This window comes from Pseudaeromonas sharmana, assembly GCF_042649925.1.
GTDB lineage: Bacteria > Pseudomonadota > Gammaproteobacteria > Enterobacterales > Aeromonadaceae > Pseudaeromonas > Pseudaeromonas sharmana.
Genome location: NZ_JBHSAF010000007.1, coordinates 145138 through 159009 on the forward strand (window position 1 = coordinate 145138; position 13872 = coordinate 159009).

The 13872-nt window shown below is 60.8% G+C and carries 15 protein-coding genes and 1 riboswitch; of the genes, 10 read left to right on the forward strand and 5 right to left on the reverse strand.

All coding sequences use genetic code 11. The annotated features are described in order from the left end of the window. Window position 1: 1 nt before the first annotated feature. From fliP to ACFOSS_RS08395, 4 genes are all read right to left on the reverse strand, one after another. The gene (gene fliP / locus ACFOSS_RS08380; protein ID WP_377151830.1) at window positions 2–742 is read right to left on the reverse strand and encodes a flagellar type III secretion system pore protein FliP; all 741 of its coding nucleotides are present in this window, start codon (window positions 740–742) and stop codon (window positions 2–4) included. A gap of 4 nt (window positions 743–746) precedes the next feature. After that, the gene (gene fliN, locus ACFOSS_RS08385) at window positions 747–1118 is read right to left on the reverse strand and encodes a flagellar motor switch protein FliN (protein WP_377151832.1); all 372 of its coding nucleotides are present in this window, start codon (window positions 1116–1118) and stop codon (window positions 747–749) included. Then, a complete protein-coding gene (locus ACFOSS_RS08390) occupies window positions 1108–2007 on the reverse strand; it encodes a FliM/FliN family flagellar motor switch protein (RefSeq protein ID WP_377151834.1) in 900 nt (299 codons plus the stop codon). Before ACFOSS_RS08390 ends, fliN begins: the two co-directional genes overlap by 11 nt. Window positions 2008–2141: 134 nt before the next feature. Continuing rightward, window positions 2142–2229: riboswitch (cyclic di-GMP riboswitch) on the reverse strand. A gap of 217 nt (window positions 2230–2446) precedes the next feature. Then, window positions 2447–2791, reverse strand: coding sequence for a hypothetical protein (locus tag ACFOSS_RS08395; protein ID WP_377151836.1), 345 nt, complete (start codon window positions 2789–2791; stop codon window positions 2447–2449). 256 nt (window positions 2792–3047) lie between these two features. Here ACFOSS_RS08395 and crcB point away from each other — a divergent pair, with 256 nt between their 5' ends. From crcB to ACFOSS_RS08445, 10 genes are all read left to right on the forward strand, one after another. Then, window positions 3048–3425 carry a fluoride efflux transporter CrcB gene (gene crcB, locus ACFOSS_RS08400; RefSeq protein ID WP_377151838.1) on the forward strand — a complete coding sequence of 126 codons (378 nt, stop codon included), beginning with the start codon at window positions 3048–3050 and terminating at the stop codon, window positions 3423–3425. A gap of 61 nt (window positions 3426–3486) precedes the next feature. Beyond that, window positions 3487–4233: a bifunctional demethylmenaquinone methyltransferase/2-methoxy-6-polyprenyl-1,4-benzoquinol methylase UbiE gene (gene ubiE, locus ACFOSS_RS08405; protein WP_377151840.1), complete on the forward strand. Its 747-nt coding sequence runs from the start codon at window positions 3487–3489 to the stop codon at window positions 4231–4233. Window positions 4234–4249: 16 nt separating this feature from the next. Continuing rightward, on the forward strand, window positions 4250–4873 hold the full coding sequence (locus tag ACFOSS_RS08410; protein ID WP_377151842.1) for a ubiquinone biosynthesis accessory factor UbiJ: 624 nt from the start codon (window positions 4250–4252) through the stop codon (window positions 4871–4873). Then, the gene (gene ubiB, locus ACFOSS_RS08415) at window positions 4870–6513 is read left to right on the forward strand and encodes a ubiquinone biosynthesis regulatory protein kinase UbiB (protein WP_377151844.1); all 1644 of its coding nucleotides are present in this window, start codon (window positions 4870–4872) and stop codon (window positions 6511–6513) included. Before ACFOSS_RS08410 ends, ubiB begins: the two co-directional genes overlap by 4 nt. Before the next feature lie 21 nt (window positions 6514–6534). Continuing rightward, window positions 6535–6720 (forward strand): twin-arginine translocase TatA/TatE family subunit, encoded by a 186-nt coding sequence (tatA, locus tag ACFOSS_RS08420; RefSeq protein WP_377151846.1) that lies wholly within the window; start codon window positions 6535–6537, stop codon window positions 6718–6720. Between the two features lie 3 nt (window positions 6721–6723). Continuing rightward, window positions 6724–7191: a Sec-independent protein translocase protein TatB gene (gene tatB / locus ACFOSS_RS08425; protein WP_377151848.1), complete on the forward strand. Its 468-nt coding sequence runs from the start codon at window positions 6724–6726 to the stop codon at window positions 7189–7191. Then, window positions 7181–7921 carry a twin-arginine translocase subunit TatC gene (gene tatC, locus ACFOSS_RS08430; protein ID WP_377151850.1) on the forward strand — a complete coding sequence of 247 codons (741 nt, stop codon included), beginning with the start codon at window positions 7181–7183 and terminating at the stop codon, window positions 7919–7921. The genes tatB and tatC overlap by 11 nt, the downstream gene beginning before the upstream one ends. Continuing rightward, complete coding sequence (gene tatD / locus ACFOSS_RS08435) at window positions 7914–8708, forward strand: 3'-5' ssDNA/RNA exonuclease TatD (protein WP_377151852.1); 795 nt, start codon at window positions 7914–7916, stop codon at window positions 8706–8708. The genes tatC and tatD overlap by 8 nt, the downstream gene beginning before the upstream one ends. Next, complete coding sequence (gene hemB / locus ACFOSS_RS08440; RefSeq protein ID WP_377151854.1) at window positions 8705–9721, forward strand: porphobilinogen synthase; 1017 nt, start codon at window positions 8705–8707, stop codon at window positions 9719–9721. Before tatD ends, hemB begins: the two co-directional genes overlap by 4 nt. Window positions 9722–9733: 12 nt before the next feature. Beyond that, on the forward strand, window positions 9734–10762 hold the full coding sequence (locus ACFOSS_RS08445) for a LacI family DNA-binding transcriptional regulator (protein ID WP_377151856.1): 1029 nt from the start codon (window positions 9734–9736) through the stop codon (window positions 10760–10762). Between the two features lie 81 nt (window positions 10763–10843). On the opposite strand, the gene ACFOSS_RS08450 is transcribed toward ACFOSS_RS08445, so the two are convergent. Next, window positions 10844–13702, reverse strand: a complete 2859-nt coding sequence (locus ACFOSS_RS08450) for an alpha-amylase family glycosyl hydrolase (protein WP_377151858.1) — start codon at window positions 13700–13702, stop codon at window positions 10844–10846. Between the last annotated feature and the right edge of the window lie 170 nt (window positions 13703–13872).

A 13872-nucleotide genomic window follows, 5' to 3' on the forward strand; every position in this document is an offset into this window, starting at 1 on the left:
GCTAGCCTCCACTAAAACTGGCGGCCAGGGTACCGACCGTCATGGCCCAGCCGTCGACGAGGACAAAGATCATCAGTTTGAACGGTAATGAGATGATTAATGGCGACAACATCATCATCCCCATCGCCATCAGCACACTGGCCACCACCAGGTCGATCACCAAAAACGGTACAAACAACATGAAGCCAATCTGAAACGCCGTATTGAGTTCACTGAGCACGAACGCCGGCATCAAAATCGTGAACGGCACCTGTTCCGGCGTCAGGGTCGGCGACTCCCCGCCAATGCGCAGCATCTGTTCCAGATCGGTTTCGCGGGTTTGAGCCAGCATAAATTTGCGCAGCGGTTTTTCCGCCTGCTGCAATGCCGACTCCAGGCTGATCTGGCCAGCGTCGTACGGCTGGAATGCATTGTGATAGATATCAGTCCAGACCGGGCGCATGATCAACAGGGTCAGCACCATGGCAATACCCAGCAACACCCGGTTCGGCGGGCTCTGTTGCAGACCGAGCGCCTGACGCAAGATGGCCAGCACTATGATGATGCGGGTAAAACTGGTCATCATCAGCAGCAGGGTCGGCAGCAGACCCAGCAGCGTCATGAACAGCAGGATCTGCAACTTGATGTTGTAGTCCTGGGCGCCCGCATCGCCCGGCGCCACCGAGAAGAGCGTCAAATCAGCCCCATGGGCCAGTGAAGCCATCCCCAATCCCGCCACGAGCAGGCCGACAAGCCATTTCATCGTCTTAAAGATCCAGCTGACCCAGCGCCTGCTGGTCAATGATATCCACCAGCCGCAGGCCATATTTGCCATTCGCTACCACCACCTCGCCGCGTGCCAGCAGTCGGCCATTGACACGCACATCCAGCGGAGCGCCGGCCTGCTTGTCCAGCTCGATGACAGCGCCCTCGCTAATGTGCATCAGCTCACCCAGCGGTAACTCGGTGCTAGCGACCTCCAGCGTCACCTTGACCGGGATATGACGAAAGAAATTCAAATCGCGCGGGGCAGATCGCGATGCGGACTTGTCCGGGTGGGCCGTCTCGCCCTCTTCATCAAACAGGTTATCCAGATCATCGAGCCCCATCAGGTCATCGTGCAGTGAATCAGTCGTCATTTCGTGTCTCTCTCCGTGCAGGGGTCAGGGATGCCACCTGATAGACCAGGGCACCATTGCGTTCAGCCAGACGGCCAGTAAAACAGGATTGATGTCCAACCAGGGCGGGGGCCGGCTCTGCCATTTCCAGCGGCAACAGATCCCCAGCCTGCAACTGCTGCAGCTCACCGAGCGACAAGGTGAACTCGCTGAGGATTACCCGCAGCCGCACCGGAACCGCAGGCAAGGCGGCGCACAGCTGCTCACCGACGCGGACCGGCGCCGGCCCGTCCAGAGCAAGTGGCTCTTTGGCTCCAAACGGCCACCAAATCGAGAATTGGCTATCGTGTTCGCCCAGCAGCAGGGTCCCTTCGCTACACAACCAGGCGGATTGCAACGGCAGGGCCTCGCTGCCCACCAACGTCAGTTGCCAACGATCATCCGGCTCGCCGAGAAAATCGGACAGAATATCGATCTGATGCTGGGCCAGGCGCAACAGCAGACGCTGCTCCGTCTCGGTCGCAGTCCTGGCGGTAACCGCCTGATCCTGCTGCAGCGGACTGCCACCAAAAAACAGTATCGCCAGCCGATAGAGTTGGCCGGCCTGAATCGACAACCACGCCTGATGTCCACGCTGGTTGAGCGCCTGCACCCAGACCAAATGTCGCTGTTCGGCGACCTCGGACAACATCCGGATATGAAAGGGGGCATAGTCCATTTGGCAGCTCAGGCCGTTGAACAGACGAGAAAAGCAACCAGCCACCATCTGCGACCAAAGACGCCGGGACTGGTTCAAGAGATTCAGGGCATCGTGTGCCTGCCGTTCCTGGCCAAGGAGGTCATAAACCGGCAAACCACTGGCCGCTTCGGCAGACCAGACACGCTGGCTCCGACGTTTGCTTTCAGGCATAGGGATAAAACCTCGACCGGCCAGCAGGCATCCGTCTGCTGGCATAACGAAAATGAGATAGTTGTTGTGCCCGCCAGCCACAACGGCTGACGCGAAATACGAAGGAAAGAGCAAAGCACAGGCGGGTCAACACCACGAGCAACCCCGCTATCCTGGACTACATGAGTCGTTAGACCGGAGGCTTTGCGTCCTGACCTTTCGATCAGTTTGCCCTTGTCACTTGGTATGTCGTATCAACCCTGATGAAGGAGATGTGCGGGACATACAGCAGCTACGCCCAGCATCCTAATGGCGCACGGAAGGCAACACAACCCCTTGCGGTCTGATTTGTTCACCCCTAAGTCAATGAAAGCAGATGCGAAAAACCGGTTTCATCACCGCTGTTGTCGTGTAATCCGGAAATGGGGCTGAGTGGCGACGGAGCGCAAAATGGTCAATCTTAGTTGAATAGGGCGCTGACCAGCTGCTGATCCAGCAGGTCTTGCACCTGCAGGCACAGCTGTCCATCCTGCTGAGTCAAGGCAACCTGACCGATCAGGCAATCATTCAGGCTGACCGTCAAGGTATTGTCATTGAGCTCTTCCAGCGGTACCGGTACGCCCGAGGCCAGTCTTGCCAGCTGCTCCGGCTCCCCTTGCAGCTGCAGCGCCAGTCGCGAGGGCATGTGGCGCATCATGCGCAGAATGGCGGTGTTGCTCGGCATATCCGGCAGATCGAGGCGGTAGAGCGCTGGCACCTCATCGCAGAGTTGCTCCAGCATTCGAGTGGAGGGCAGCCTGTTCATTGTTATTCCTTCATGGTTTGTTTGTCGTCTTGCAACCGCGGCCCGGCGCCGGGTCAACATACATCCATGAAGCCGATCTGCCCCGCGAGGGAGACGGGCACGTCCAGAGCGCACGAATTCTAGGCAGTTCCACCCGACGGTCGCAAGAAAAACGCGGCTCAATCGACCCGCTGTTCATCTGCGGTTAAGTTTGCCACTGTTTGACAAGCCGGCGCCGCCAGCCGATCCTGTTGCCTCTTTCGATCGCGGAGGCAGGATGACCACCTATCTGTTTGTTGCCGCCGGCGGGGCGCTGGGCTCCTGTCTGCGCTACTTTTTGACCCAGTTGCTGACCACGCTGCTCGGCAAGGGATTTCCATTCGGCACGCTGTGCGTCAACCTGCTCGGCTCCCTGGCAATCGGCCTGACCCTCGGCGCCCTGCAGCAGGAGGCGCTGGCCAGCCATCCGTGGCGTCCTTTTATCATGGTTGGCCTGCTGGGCGGCTTGACCACCTTCTCCTCGTTTTCACTGGATACCTTGCTGCTGTTGCAACAGGGAGAGTGGCTCAAAGGTGTACTCAACATGCTGCTGAATGTTGGCTGCTGCCTGCTGCTGACCTGGATTGGACTGCAGACGGCACTCAACCGGTTCTGATCCTGGGGTGATTTGCGCTACACTGCGGCCGATTTCGATGATGTAGGACAGGGAACCCCAGATGAGTGAAGGAACAACCCATTTTGGCTACCAGACGGTAGCCGCGGACGACAAGGAGAAGCTGGTCGCCAGCGTCTTCCACTCGGTCGCCGCCAAGTACGACCTGATGAACGACCTGATGTCGTTCGGCATCCACCGTCTGTGGAAACGCTTTGCGATCGACTGCTCCGGTATTCGCCCGGGACACAAGGTCCTCGACCTGGCCGGCGGCACCGGCGATTTGACCGCGCGTTTTTCTCGCATCACTGGGCCGCAAGGGGAAGTGGTGCTGGCGGATATTAACGACTCCATGCTGAAAGTGGGACGCAACAAGCTGCGCAACCTCGGCCTGGTGGATAACATCCGTTATGTACAGGCCAATGCCGAAGCATTGCCATTCCCGGACAACCACTTCGATCTGATCACCATCGGCTTCGGTCTGCGTAACGTCACCGACAAGCAGCAGGCGCTCGATTCGATGTTCCGGGTCTTAAAGCCGGGCGGACGCCTGCTGGTGCTGGAGTTTTCAAAACCCACCAGCGAGCTGATGTCCAAGCTGTATGACCTCTACTCGTTCCGCATCCTGCCGAAGATGGGGGCGCTGGTCGCTCAGGATAGCGAAAGCTATCAGTATCTGGCCGAGTCGATCCGCATGCACCCGGACCAGGAGACGCTCAAGGGGATGATGGAACAGTCCGGCTTTGAAGAGGTCAATTACTACAACCTGACCCAGGGCATCGTCGCTCTGCATCGGGGCTACAAATTCTGATGCCACAGGAGGGCGGATGCTGCCACCTTTCCCGTTGAAAACCCTGTTTGCCGCGGCGATCGAGACCGCACTGAATGCCCTGCTGCAGCGCGATCCCCGGTCCGGGCTGCGCCAGCAGGCATTGAACGGCAAGATCCTCGCCATCGAAATCCGGGGTTGGGATACCTTTTGGCTACATTTCGCCCCTGGGACTATCAGCGTACTGACCGCCTACGAGGCCGCCAGCGATGCCGGCATCACGCTGGATCTGGAGGCGCTGCCCCGTCTGCAGCAACCTGACCAGCTGACGGCGCTGATCCGTGAGGGGCGCGTCGACCTGAGTGGCAATCCGGCCCTGTTCAACAGCCTGAGCAGCGTGCTTGGTGAACTGCGCATCGACTGGGAAGGCGAGCTGGCCCGCTACAGCGGCGACGTGATGGCTCACCTGCTGTTCCGCGAAGGTCGCCGTCTGCATCAGTTTGGCTGCCGCGAGCTGGAGCGCAACCGCCAGGATCTGGCCGAATACCTGATCGAGGAACTACGTCTGGCCCCCGGCCCGCTGGAGGTCGCCGACTTCTGCGACGAGGTCACACTCCTCAAGCGCGATCTGGATGGCAGCGCCTTGCGGCTGGAGCGACTGTTGCACAAGGCGGGCCTATGAGGCTGCGCGAGCTGCGACGTCTGTACCAGATTGGCGCCGTGCTGTTACGCCACGGCCTGGATGATCTGCTCCCTCGCGCCTGGCAACCCTGGCCGGTTCGCGCCTGTCGGCACAGTCTGTTCTGGTTGCGCAACCGTCACCGCGACGCCAGTCATGGTCGCCGCTTGCGACTGGCCTGTGAAGCCCTCGGCCCGGTGTTCATCAAATTTGGCCAGATGTTATCGACCCGGCGCGACCTGTTGCCACCTGCGCTGGCCGACGAGCTGGCCCTGCTGCAGGATCGGGTCCCGCCATTTCCCGGCGCCCTGGCCCGCCAGCAGATCGAACAGAGCCTGCGCCAACCGATCGAAACCCTGTTCGATGCGTTCGACGAAACCCCGCTCGCCTCGGCCTCGGTCGCCCAGGTACACACCGCCCGCCTGAAAAGCAGCGGCGAAGAGATAGTCCTCAAGGTGATACGCCCGGATATCCGGCCGGTGATTGAAGCCGACCTGCAACTGCTCGAGGCACTGGCCCGTCTGGTGGCCTGGCTGGTGCCACACAACCGTCTGCGTCCGGTTGAGGTGGTCAACGAATACCGCAAGACGCTGCTGGACGAGCTCAACCTGATGAGCGAAGCGGCCAATGCCATGCAGTTGCGTCGCAACTTTGAAGGCTCGCCGATGCTGTATGTGCCGCGGGTGTATACCGATCTGTGCCGCGAACAGGTGCTGGTGATGGAACGCATCTACGGTATTCCGGTATCGGATCGGGCGGCGCTGGAAGCCAATGGAACCAACTTCAAACTGCTGGCCGAACGCGGTGTCGAGGTGTTCTTTACCCAGGTGTTCCGCGACAGCTTCTTTCATGCCGACATGCATCCTGGCAACGTCTTCGTCGCCTACGAACACCCGGAAGATCCTCTGTGGATTGGCATCGACTGCGGCATCGTCGGCACGCTCAACCGTGACGACAAGCGCTACCTGGCTGACAATTTCCTCGCCTTCTTCAATCGCGACTACCGCCGGGTCGCCGAATTGCACGTGCAATCAGGCTGGGTGCCGCCAGATACCAAGGTCGAGGAGTTCGAATCGGCACTGCGCACCGTGCTGGAGCCCATCTTTGCCAAGCCGCTGGCCGAGATATCGTTTGGTCAGGTGCTGTTGAACCTGTTCAACACTGCGCGGCGCTTCAACATGCAGGTGCAGCCCCAGTTGGTGTTGTTGCAAAAGACGCTGCTGTATGTCGAAGGGCTGGGACGCCAGCTCTATCCGCAACTGGATCTGTGGCAAACCGCCAAGCCCTATCTCGAACGCTGGTTGCGCCAGCAGGTCGGCCCGCAGGCGGCATGGCAAGGGCTGAAGGCCAATGCGCCATTCTGGCTGGAAAAGCTGCCGCAGTTGCCGGATCTGATCTACGATGCGCTGCAACAATCCCAGCGTCAGCAGCACCAGTTCGAACAACTGGCTCGCCGCTGGCAACAACAACAACGGCAGCAAGGTCAGGCTCGCTATCTGCTGCTGATCGGCGCTACCCTGTTGCTCGGCAGCCTGGGTTGCTGGCAGCTGGGCTTGCCGGCGCTGGCTACCAGCGCTGGTGGTCTGGCGCTGCTGTGCTGGTGGCGCGGTTGGCGACGGCTGACCACCCACAGCCGCGGATAACCCCTTATTGACGAGGACCTCATGCATTTCAGTATCACGGAACTGCTGCTCATCGCCTTCATCGTGCTGATCCTGTTTGGCACCAAGCGGTTGCGCAACGTCGGAGGCGATCTCGGCACCGCGCTGCGCGACTTCAAGAAAGCCCTGCGCGGCGACGATAGCGGCGACAAGCCGGACGACAAGACACCGCCACAGGACAAGCCCTGATCCATGTTTGATATCGGCTTATGGGAGCTGGTGCTCTGCGCCGTGGTGGCGCTGCTGGTACTGGGCCCGCAACGCATGCCGACCGCCGTCAGAACGGTCGCGACCTGGTTGCACGGGGTCAGCACGACGCTACGCGCCCTCCGCCGGGAGTTCGAAAAGGAGCTGGAGCTGGACGAGCTCAAGGCCAGCCTGCAGGGACAGGCCCCTCGTCCCGGGCCGACGCCCCCCCCCAGCGCACCGCCGGCCGAGGTCAGTGCCGCCATTGCGGCACTCAAGGCGGCCAGTCCGCAATCGGACACACCCATCCCACCGACCAACGCGGCGCAACCGGATCTCACGGAGACCCCGCAGCTGTCATTGCCACTGACCACGCCGGCCGACATAGCTGCGGCCATCGAGGCACTGAAAGCCGCCCGTCCAGAGACATGCCCCGATCAGCCAGCGCCCCGGGATCCGCACCATGAGCCGTAGCCCGCAACCGCTGATTCAACATCTGCTCGAGCTCAGACGCCGCGCGCTGAAATCACTGGCCGTGATTGCCATCCTGTTTCTCGGGCTGATCTATTTCGCCAACGATCTTTACTACCTGCTGGCACTCCCCTTGCTGGAGCAGATGCCGCATGGCGGCCAGATGATCGCCACCGACGTCACCACACCGTTCGTCATTCCGATGAAACTGACGCTCTACGTCGCCCTGCTGCTGGCCATTCCCTACCTGTTGTATCAGCTGTGGGCCTACGTGGCACCCGGCCTGTACCAGCATGAACGCCGTCTGGTGCTGCCGCTGGTCATCGGCAGCGCTGTGCTGTTCTATGCCGGCATGGCGTTCGCCTATTTTGTCGTCTGCCCCCTGCTGTTCACCTTCTTCACCGCGATCGCGCCGCAGGGTGTGACCATGGCCACCGACATCGCCAGTTACCTGGGGTTCATCATGGGGATGTTTTTCTCGTTCGGGCTCGCCTTCGAGGTCCCCGTGGCCCTCTGCCTGTTGTGCTGGAGCGGGGTCACCTCGCCGGAAAAGTTGACTCGCCAACGCCCTTACTACATCGTCGCCGCCTTCGTCGTGGCCATGTTTCTGACGCCACCGGATGTCATGTCCCAGACCATGCTGGCCGTGCCGCTGTGTCTGTTGTTCGAAGTCGGCATTCTGCTGGGCCGCTTTTACCGGCGCCAGCCTGCCGAGGAGCATGCCGATGATTGATATCGGTCTGAATCTGACCAACCCCCAGTTCGCCAGTGACCGTGAGGCCGTGCTGCTGCGGGCACAACAGGCCGGTGTCGAGGCGGTGATCCTGACCGGCACCGACCTCGACGACAGCGCGGCCGCCGCCACGCTGGCCGCCGGCTGGCCGCAGTTTGCCTACAGCACCGCCGGCCTGCACCCGCACGATGCCCGCCATTGGGATGCCGGCAGTGCAACGCGGCTGCGATCCCTGGCCGCAGCACCGCAAGTGGTGGCCATCGGCGAGTGCGGCCTCGACTTCAATCGGGATTTTTCACCCCGGCCCCAGCAGGAGGCGGCGTTTGTTGCCCAGCTGGAGCTGGCCGTCGAGCTGAACAAACCGGTGTTTCTGCACTGCCGCGACGCCCATGCCCGTTTCACCAGCCTGCTGGCGCCCTATCTGCGCCACTTGCCGGGAGCCGTACTGCACTGCTTCACCGGCACGGCCGACGAGCTGAGCGAGTGTCTGACGCTGGGGCTGCACATCGGCATCACCGGCTGGGTGTGTGATGAACGGCGTGGCGAGACACTGCGTGCGCTGGTGCCGCAGATCCCGGCCGGGCGCTTGATGATCGAAACCGATGCCCCCTACCTGCTGCCCCGCGACCTGAGCCCGAAGCCGACGTCGCGGCGCAATGAACCGGCTTATCTGCCACACATTGCCGCTACTGTCGCGGCACTGCGTGGCGAATCCTGCAGTGCGTTGCTGGCGCATACCCGGGCGACCAGCCGCGCCTTCTTCCGACTCGATGAGGTGTTGTCATGACACAGTTTGTCTCAGCTCCATTTCCCGCTCGCCGTTTGCGCCGTCTGCGCAAGCACGATTTCAGCCGCCGTCTGGTGCGCGAGCATCAGCTGACGGTCGATGACCTGATCTATCCGGTCTTCGTGCTGGAGGGCGAACAGCGCAGGGAGGCCGTTGCCAGCATGCCCGGCATCGAACGGCTGAGCCTGGATCTGTTGCTGGAAGAGGCCGCCGAGCTGGTGAGCCTCGGCATTCCGGCCATAGCGCTGTTTCCGGTCATCGGTCAGCAGGACAAGAGCCTGGATGCCAGTGCCGCCTGGGATGAGAACGGTCTGGTGCCGCGCACGGTACGCGCGCTGAAGGCGCGTTTCCCCGAGCTGGGCGTTATTACCGATGTGGCGCTCGACCCGTACACCACCCATGGTCAGGACGGCATCATCGATGAGCAGGGTTATGTGCTGAATGAGGTGACCACACGCGCCCTGGTCAAGCAGGCGCTGTGCCACGCCGTGGCCGGCGCCGATGTGGTGGCCCCCTCCGACATGATGGATGGCCGCATCGGCGCCATCCGCGAGGCACTGGAAAGCCACGGCTTCAGTCACACCCAGATCATGGCCTATTCGGCCAAATACGCCTCCCATTACTATGGTCCGTTTCGCGATGCGGTCGGATCGGCGGCCAACCTGGGCAAGAGCAGCAAGGATACCTACCAGATGGATCCGGCCAACGGCAACGAGGCGCTGCAGGAAGTCGGCCTCGATATCGCCGAAGGGGCGGACATGGTGATGGTCAAACCGGGCATGCCTTACCTGGATGTGGTCTGGCGCGTTAAGAGCCAGTACGGCGTACCCACCTTCGCCTATCAGGTCAGCGGAGAATACGCGATGCACATGGCGGCGATCCAGAATGGCTGGCTCAAGGAGCGCGAGTGCATCATGGAGTCGCTGCTGTGTTTCAAGCGGGCCGGCGCCGATGGCATCCTGACCTACTTTGCCAAGCGCGTAGCCCAGTGGCTGCACGCCGAGCGTCACTGATCCGGGAGCATCATGGGCAAGCTGACCATCCGCGATGTAGCACGTGAAGCCGGCGTATCCATCGCCACCGCCTCCTATGTGCTGAACGACAAGCCCGGCAAGGTCTCTGCCGAAACCCGCAGCCGGGTTCAGGCCGTGGCCGAGCGTCTTGGCTATCGCCTGCATCCCGGCGCCCGTCAGCTGCGCGGCATCTCGCGCACCCTGCTGGTACTGCTGCCAGGCCACCACATGGCCCCGGATCTGCGTGGCATCCTGATGGATTATCCGTTCTTCAACGAGCTACTGGCCGGCATAGAACACGCCGCCTTTGATGCCAAGCTGCAGCCGTCGTTACAGCGCATCGAGCGGCCGGACGAAGTCCGCCAGCTGCTCAACGGCCCCACCCCCAGCGGGGTGCTGGTGCTCGGCAAGCATGAGGAGGCCGCGCTGCAGGCACTCGAAGAGTGGGATGCCCCGGTGGCGGTCATCGATGATCGTGACTATTTCAGCCGGCACCCGACCTCGCGTTTCTACGATTACAGCATCGATGACGCCCTGCTCGGCGAGCTGGCGGCCGAACACCTGTTGAGCCTGGGGCACCGCCGCTTGGTGTTGCTGTTCGGCGCGCTGGCGACCTCCTCGGTACACCGCGATCGCCTCGGCGGTGTCCGCCGCGCCCTGAGCCGCTATGGCCTGACGCTCGACAGCGACTGGCTGATCGAGACCGATGTCACGCTGGCCGGGGTGGCCCGTGTCGAAGAGCAGATTCTGCAACAGCTGCAACAGGGCGCCACGGCGATCCTGGCGATGGCCGACATCCTCGCCATCGGCTGCTTCAAGTTGCTGCTGCTGAAGAGCGACTACTGCATTCCGGAACAGGTCTCGCTGCTGGGCATCGATAACCTGCACATCCTCAACTACCTGCCGATGCAACTGACCACGGTCGGGCAGGATGTCTACGGCCGCGGTTATCAGGTGGTGCGCCTGCTACAGGGCCAGAGCCAGTCCCAGTTGCCGGTACAGCTGATGCCAGGAGATACCACCGGGCCCAGCCCGCGCTGACGCGCTCGCCTGTCGAGCATAAAAAAGCCCCGGCAGGCGCCGGGGCAAATCCAGGGTAAACAACAGCGGAACAAACGGTACTTACTGGCTGATCAGCACCATGCCATACAGTGCCGGTACCGACAGCGCGACAGTGCCATCCGCCGCCACGCTATAGTCACTACCACTCAGCACATCCTGATAGCTGCCTGCCACGTCGGCGGGGAGCGTCAGGTTCAGGGTCTTGGCTGCCGTGTCATTGTTCAACACCAGCAACGCCTTCTGGCCATTCAGCTCCCGCAGCAACACCACTACGTTGGCATCGCTATACAGAGGTGCACTCAGACTGCCCTGACGTAGAATCGGGTAGTCCTTGCGCATCTTGATCAGGCGCTTATAGGCTGCCAGCAGATCGGTATCCGGCTTGCCACCGACGTCGGCCCACGGGTAGGTGCCACGGTTGAACGGGTCTTCCCCACCGGTCACCCCCACTTCATCGCCATAGAAGATGGCCGGAGCGCCGGGGTAGCTCATCTGGAACAGAGCCGCCAGCTTGACCCGCTGTTTGGCCTGGGCAATCACAGCCGCATCCGTGGTGTCGGAGGTATAACCGAACTTGTACAAAGCCCGTGCCGCATCGTGGGTCGACAGCAGGTTCATCAGCGCATAGAAGGCTTGGGGCGGATAGTTTTCCCGCATCAGCTCCAGGTTGTGATACAGCTCGGCTGCATTACCTCCGGCCGCATAATCCAGCACGGCATTGCGGAAGATGTAGTTCATGGTCGAATCAAACTCGTCGCCCAGGAAGAACTTGGAAGCATCAAACCAGGTTTCCGCCACGGTCAGCGCCTCGGGATCCTTGCTCTTGACCGCCGTGCGCCATTCACGCCAGAACTCGTCGCTGACCCAAGGCGCGACGTCCATCCGCCAACCGGCAAGACCCTGATCCAGCCAGTACTTGGTCACCGAGTCATCATTGCGGTAGGCAAAGTTCTTCCAGCTCTCCGATTCGACCAGCTCAGGCAGCGTCGAGACGCCGACCCAGCCCTGGTACATGCCTTCCGGCGTGGTCGCGTCGGTGAAGAATTTGTACCAGCTGTAGTAGGGTGATTCCGGATGTGGCTTGCCGCCTTCGAAGGCACCCACGCCCGGGTACTTGCCGTAGCGGTCAAAGTAGGCAGAATCGCTGCCGGTATGGTTCAACGAGGTATCCAGGATCACGCGGATACCGCGCGCCTTGGCCTCGGCTGTCAACTTGGCGAACAGCGCATTGTCACCGAAGTTGTCGTCCACCTGCATATAGTCGGCGGTGTCGTACTTGTGGTTGCTGGGCGCCTCGAAGATCGGGTTGATGTACAGGGTGTTGACCCCGAGATCGACCAGATAGTCGAGTTTCTCGATGATGCCGGCCAGGTCACCGCCGAAGAAGTCGTTGTTGTAGACCGCATCGTCGCTGCTGTTGCCATCGTTCTCACCCGGCACATAGGGCTTGTCATTCCAGTTGCTATGGAACTCGACGGCCTGATCCAGATAGGTATCGGTACCCGGCTTCGGATCGTTGGTCGGATCGCCATTGCGGAAGCGTTCCGGGAAGATGTAGTAGTAGACCGCATCCTTGGCCCACTCCGGCACCGCAAAATCGCTCAGGTAAACGGTCTGGCGATAACGGCGGATCTGGCTGCTGTCCTTGGGCTTGAACGCCACCAGACCCGGTCCGGCAGAGCCCTTTTCAGAGGTCCAGTAGACAGTTTCCTTATTGTTTTGATACACATAGACCTGGTCGCCGATCGTGAACTCGAAGTAGTAACCATACACCCCCTTGGTCGGGAAAGTGTAACTGCCACCCCAGCGTTCGGCACCATCCACCACGGTTTTGCTCAACGGCACCCGAGTCAGCTCGTCGTACTTGAGCACATCCTGATTGCCTTCCAGCGTCCGGTTATCAATCACCAGATTGACACTATCGATGCCAGGCAGTGCGCTAAGGGCGTAGTCGATGGTCTGGCCTTCTGTCACGGCGCCAAAGGGCTGCTTGAAGTTGCTGTTGCGGGAATCGAAGCTCACGCTCAGCGCGATCGGATCCGTCACCTGGGCATTGCCTGAGCCAACAAAAGTCTGATCGCCGATGGTCAGCTTCGGATTGCTGGCATCGGCATCCATCGTCAACTTGGCGGTATGGGCACCGGTGAAATTGAACTTCAGATTGCCGGTGCTGGCCCCCAGGATCGCATCACTGGTGATGGCCAGCGGCGTGCCGTGGGTCAGTGTATTCGCGCTGCCATCGGCTGCGCCGAAGCTGCTGGCCGCACTCCAGCCGGAATCGGCCAGTTTGAATTCATACTCCCCGGTTTCATTGACGTTCAGATAGAAGGCATCGCAACTATAGGTGAACAGATAATCTGAAACCGCCGTCCAGCCATTCATGCCACCGCGCAGGAACAGGGCCGTCTCACCCAGCGGGTTATCCGGGCACTGATAGATAGTCAAGGTCGGCTCGGTAGCTGACTTGGTGAGATCCAGAACCAACTTATTCACCCCGGAGAAGGTGAAGCTGAGGTTGCTGCCCTGCAGGGCCAGCGGCAGCGGGGTATTGGCCACCGCCTGGCTGCTGCTCGCACCACCAAAATCCGAGTTCGCGGACCAGCCGGCATCGGCGATCTTGAATGACTGATCGCCGTCGGTTTCGGTCACCAGCTCGAAATGGTCGCAGACATAGTTGAATTTGTACTCTTCGGCCGCATTCCAGCTGTTCATGCCACCGCGCAAATACAGCGCCGTGTCACCCATGGGGTTGTCAACACAGGTGGTCGGCGTCGGAGTGGGATCCGGTGTCGGGTCCGGTGTCGGGTTGTCATTGTCTGAACTGCCGCCGTTACACGCGGCGAGCGCCACGGCCAGCGAGATCGCCAGCGCCAGTCGGTTGACCGGGCTGACAAAATGCATCTGCAAGCAAGTTGTCATGATTACATCCTGTATCGGTGATTATTAGGTTAAACATTTAACCGCGTGCAGATCTATTACAACGCCACCGTTCCGACAACCAGTGCGTATTTAACTTGCGCCAGCCATCACAAATAGCAAAATTTATGCAGATATCTTTCATTCGAAATGAAAATGGCCTGTTTCGCCCC

What these genes read in the sequence shown, in the direction of transcription:
- fliP (WP_377151830.1), bottom strand. Translation starts at nt 742, where the DNA reads ATGAAATGGCTTGTCGGCCTGCTCGTGGCGGGATTGGGGATGGCTTCA.
- fliN (WP_377151832.1), bottom strand. Translation starts at nt 1,118, where the DNA reads ATGACGACTGATTCACTGCACGATGACCTGATGGGGCTCGATGATCTG.
- ACFOSS_RS08390 (WP_377151834.1), bottom strand. Translation starts at nt 2,007, where the DNA reads ATGCCTGAAAGCAAACGTCGGAGCCAGCGTGTCTGGTCTGCCGAAGCG.
- ACFOSS_RS08395 (WP_377151836.1), bottom strand. Translation starts at nt 2,791, where the DNA reads ATGAACAGGCTGCCCTCCACTCGAATGCTGGAGCAACTCTGCGATGAG.
- crcB (WP_377151838.1), top strand. Translation starts at nt 3,048, where the DNA reads ATGACCACCTATCTGTTTGTTGCCGCCGGCGGGGCGCTGGGCTCCTGT.
- ubiE (WP_377151840.1), top strand. Translation starts at nt 3,487, where the DNA reads ATGAGTGAAGGAACAACCCATTTTGGCTACCAGACGGTAGCCGCGGAC.
- ACFOSS_RS08410 (WP_377151842.1), top strand. Translation starts at nt 4,250, where the DNA reads ATGCTGCCACCTTTCCCGTTGAAAACCCTGTTTGCCGCGGCGATCGAG.
- ubiB (WP_377151844.1), top strand. Translation starts at nt 4,870, where the DNA reads ATGAGGCTGCGCGAGCTGCGACGTCTGTACCAGATTGGCGCCGTGCTG.
- tatA (WP_377151846.1), top strand. Translation starts at nt 6,535, where the DNA reads ATGCATTTCAGTATCACGGAACTGCTGCTCATCGCCTTCATCGTGCTG.
- tatB (WP_377151848.1), top strand. Translation starts at nt 6,724, where the DNA reads ATGTTTGATATCGGCTTATGGGAGCTGGTGCTCTGCGCCGTGGTGGCG.
- tatC (WP_377151850.1), top strand. Translation starts at nt 7,181, where the DNA reads ATGAGCCGTAGCCCGCAACCGCTGATTCAACATCTGCTCGAGCTCAGA.
- tatD (WP_377151852.1), top strand. Translation starts at nt 7,914, where the DNA reads ATGATTGATATCGGTCTGAATCTGACCAACCCCCAGTTCGCCAGTGAC.
- hemB (WP_377151854.1), top strand. Translation starts at nt 8,705, where the DNA reads ATGACACAGTTTGTCTCAGCTCCATTTCCCGCTCGCCGTTTGCGCCGT.
- ACFOSS_RS08445 (WP_377151856.1), top strand. Translation starts at nt 9,734, where the DNA reads ATGGGCAAGCTGACCATCCGCGATGTAGCACGTGAAGCCGGCGTATCC.
- ACFOSS_RS08450 (WP_377151858.1), bottom strand. Translation starts at nt 13,702, where the DNA reads ATGACAACTTGCTTGCAGATGCATTTTGTCAGCCCGGTCAACCGACTG.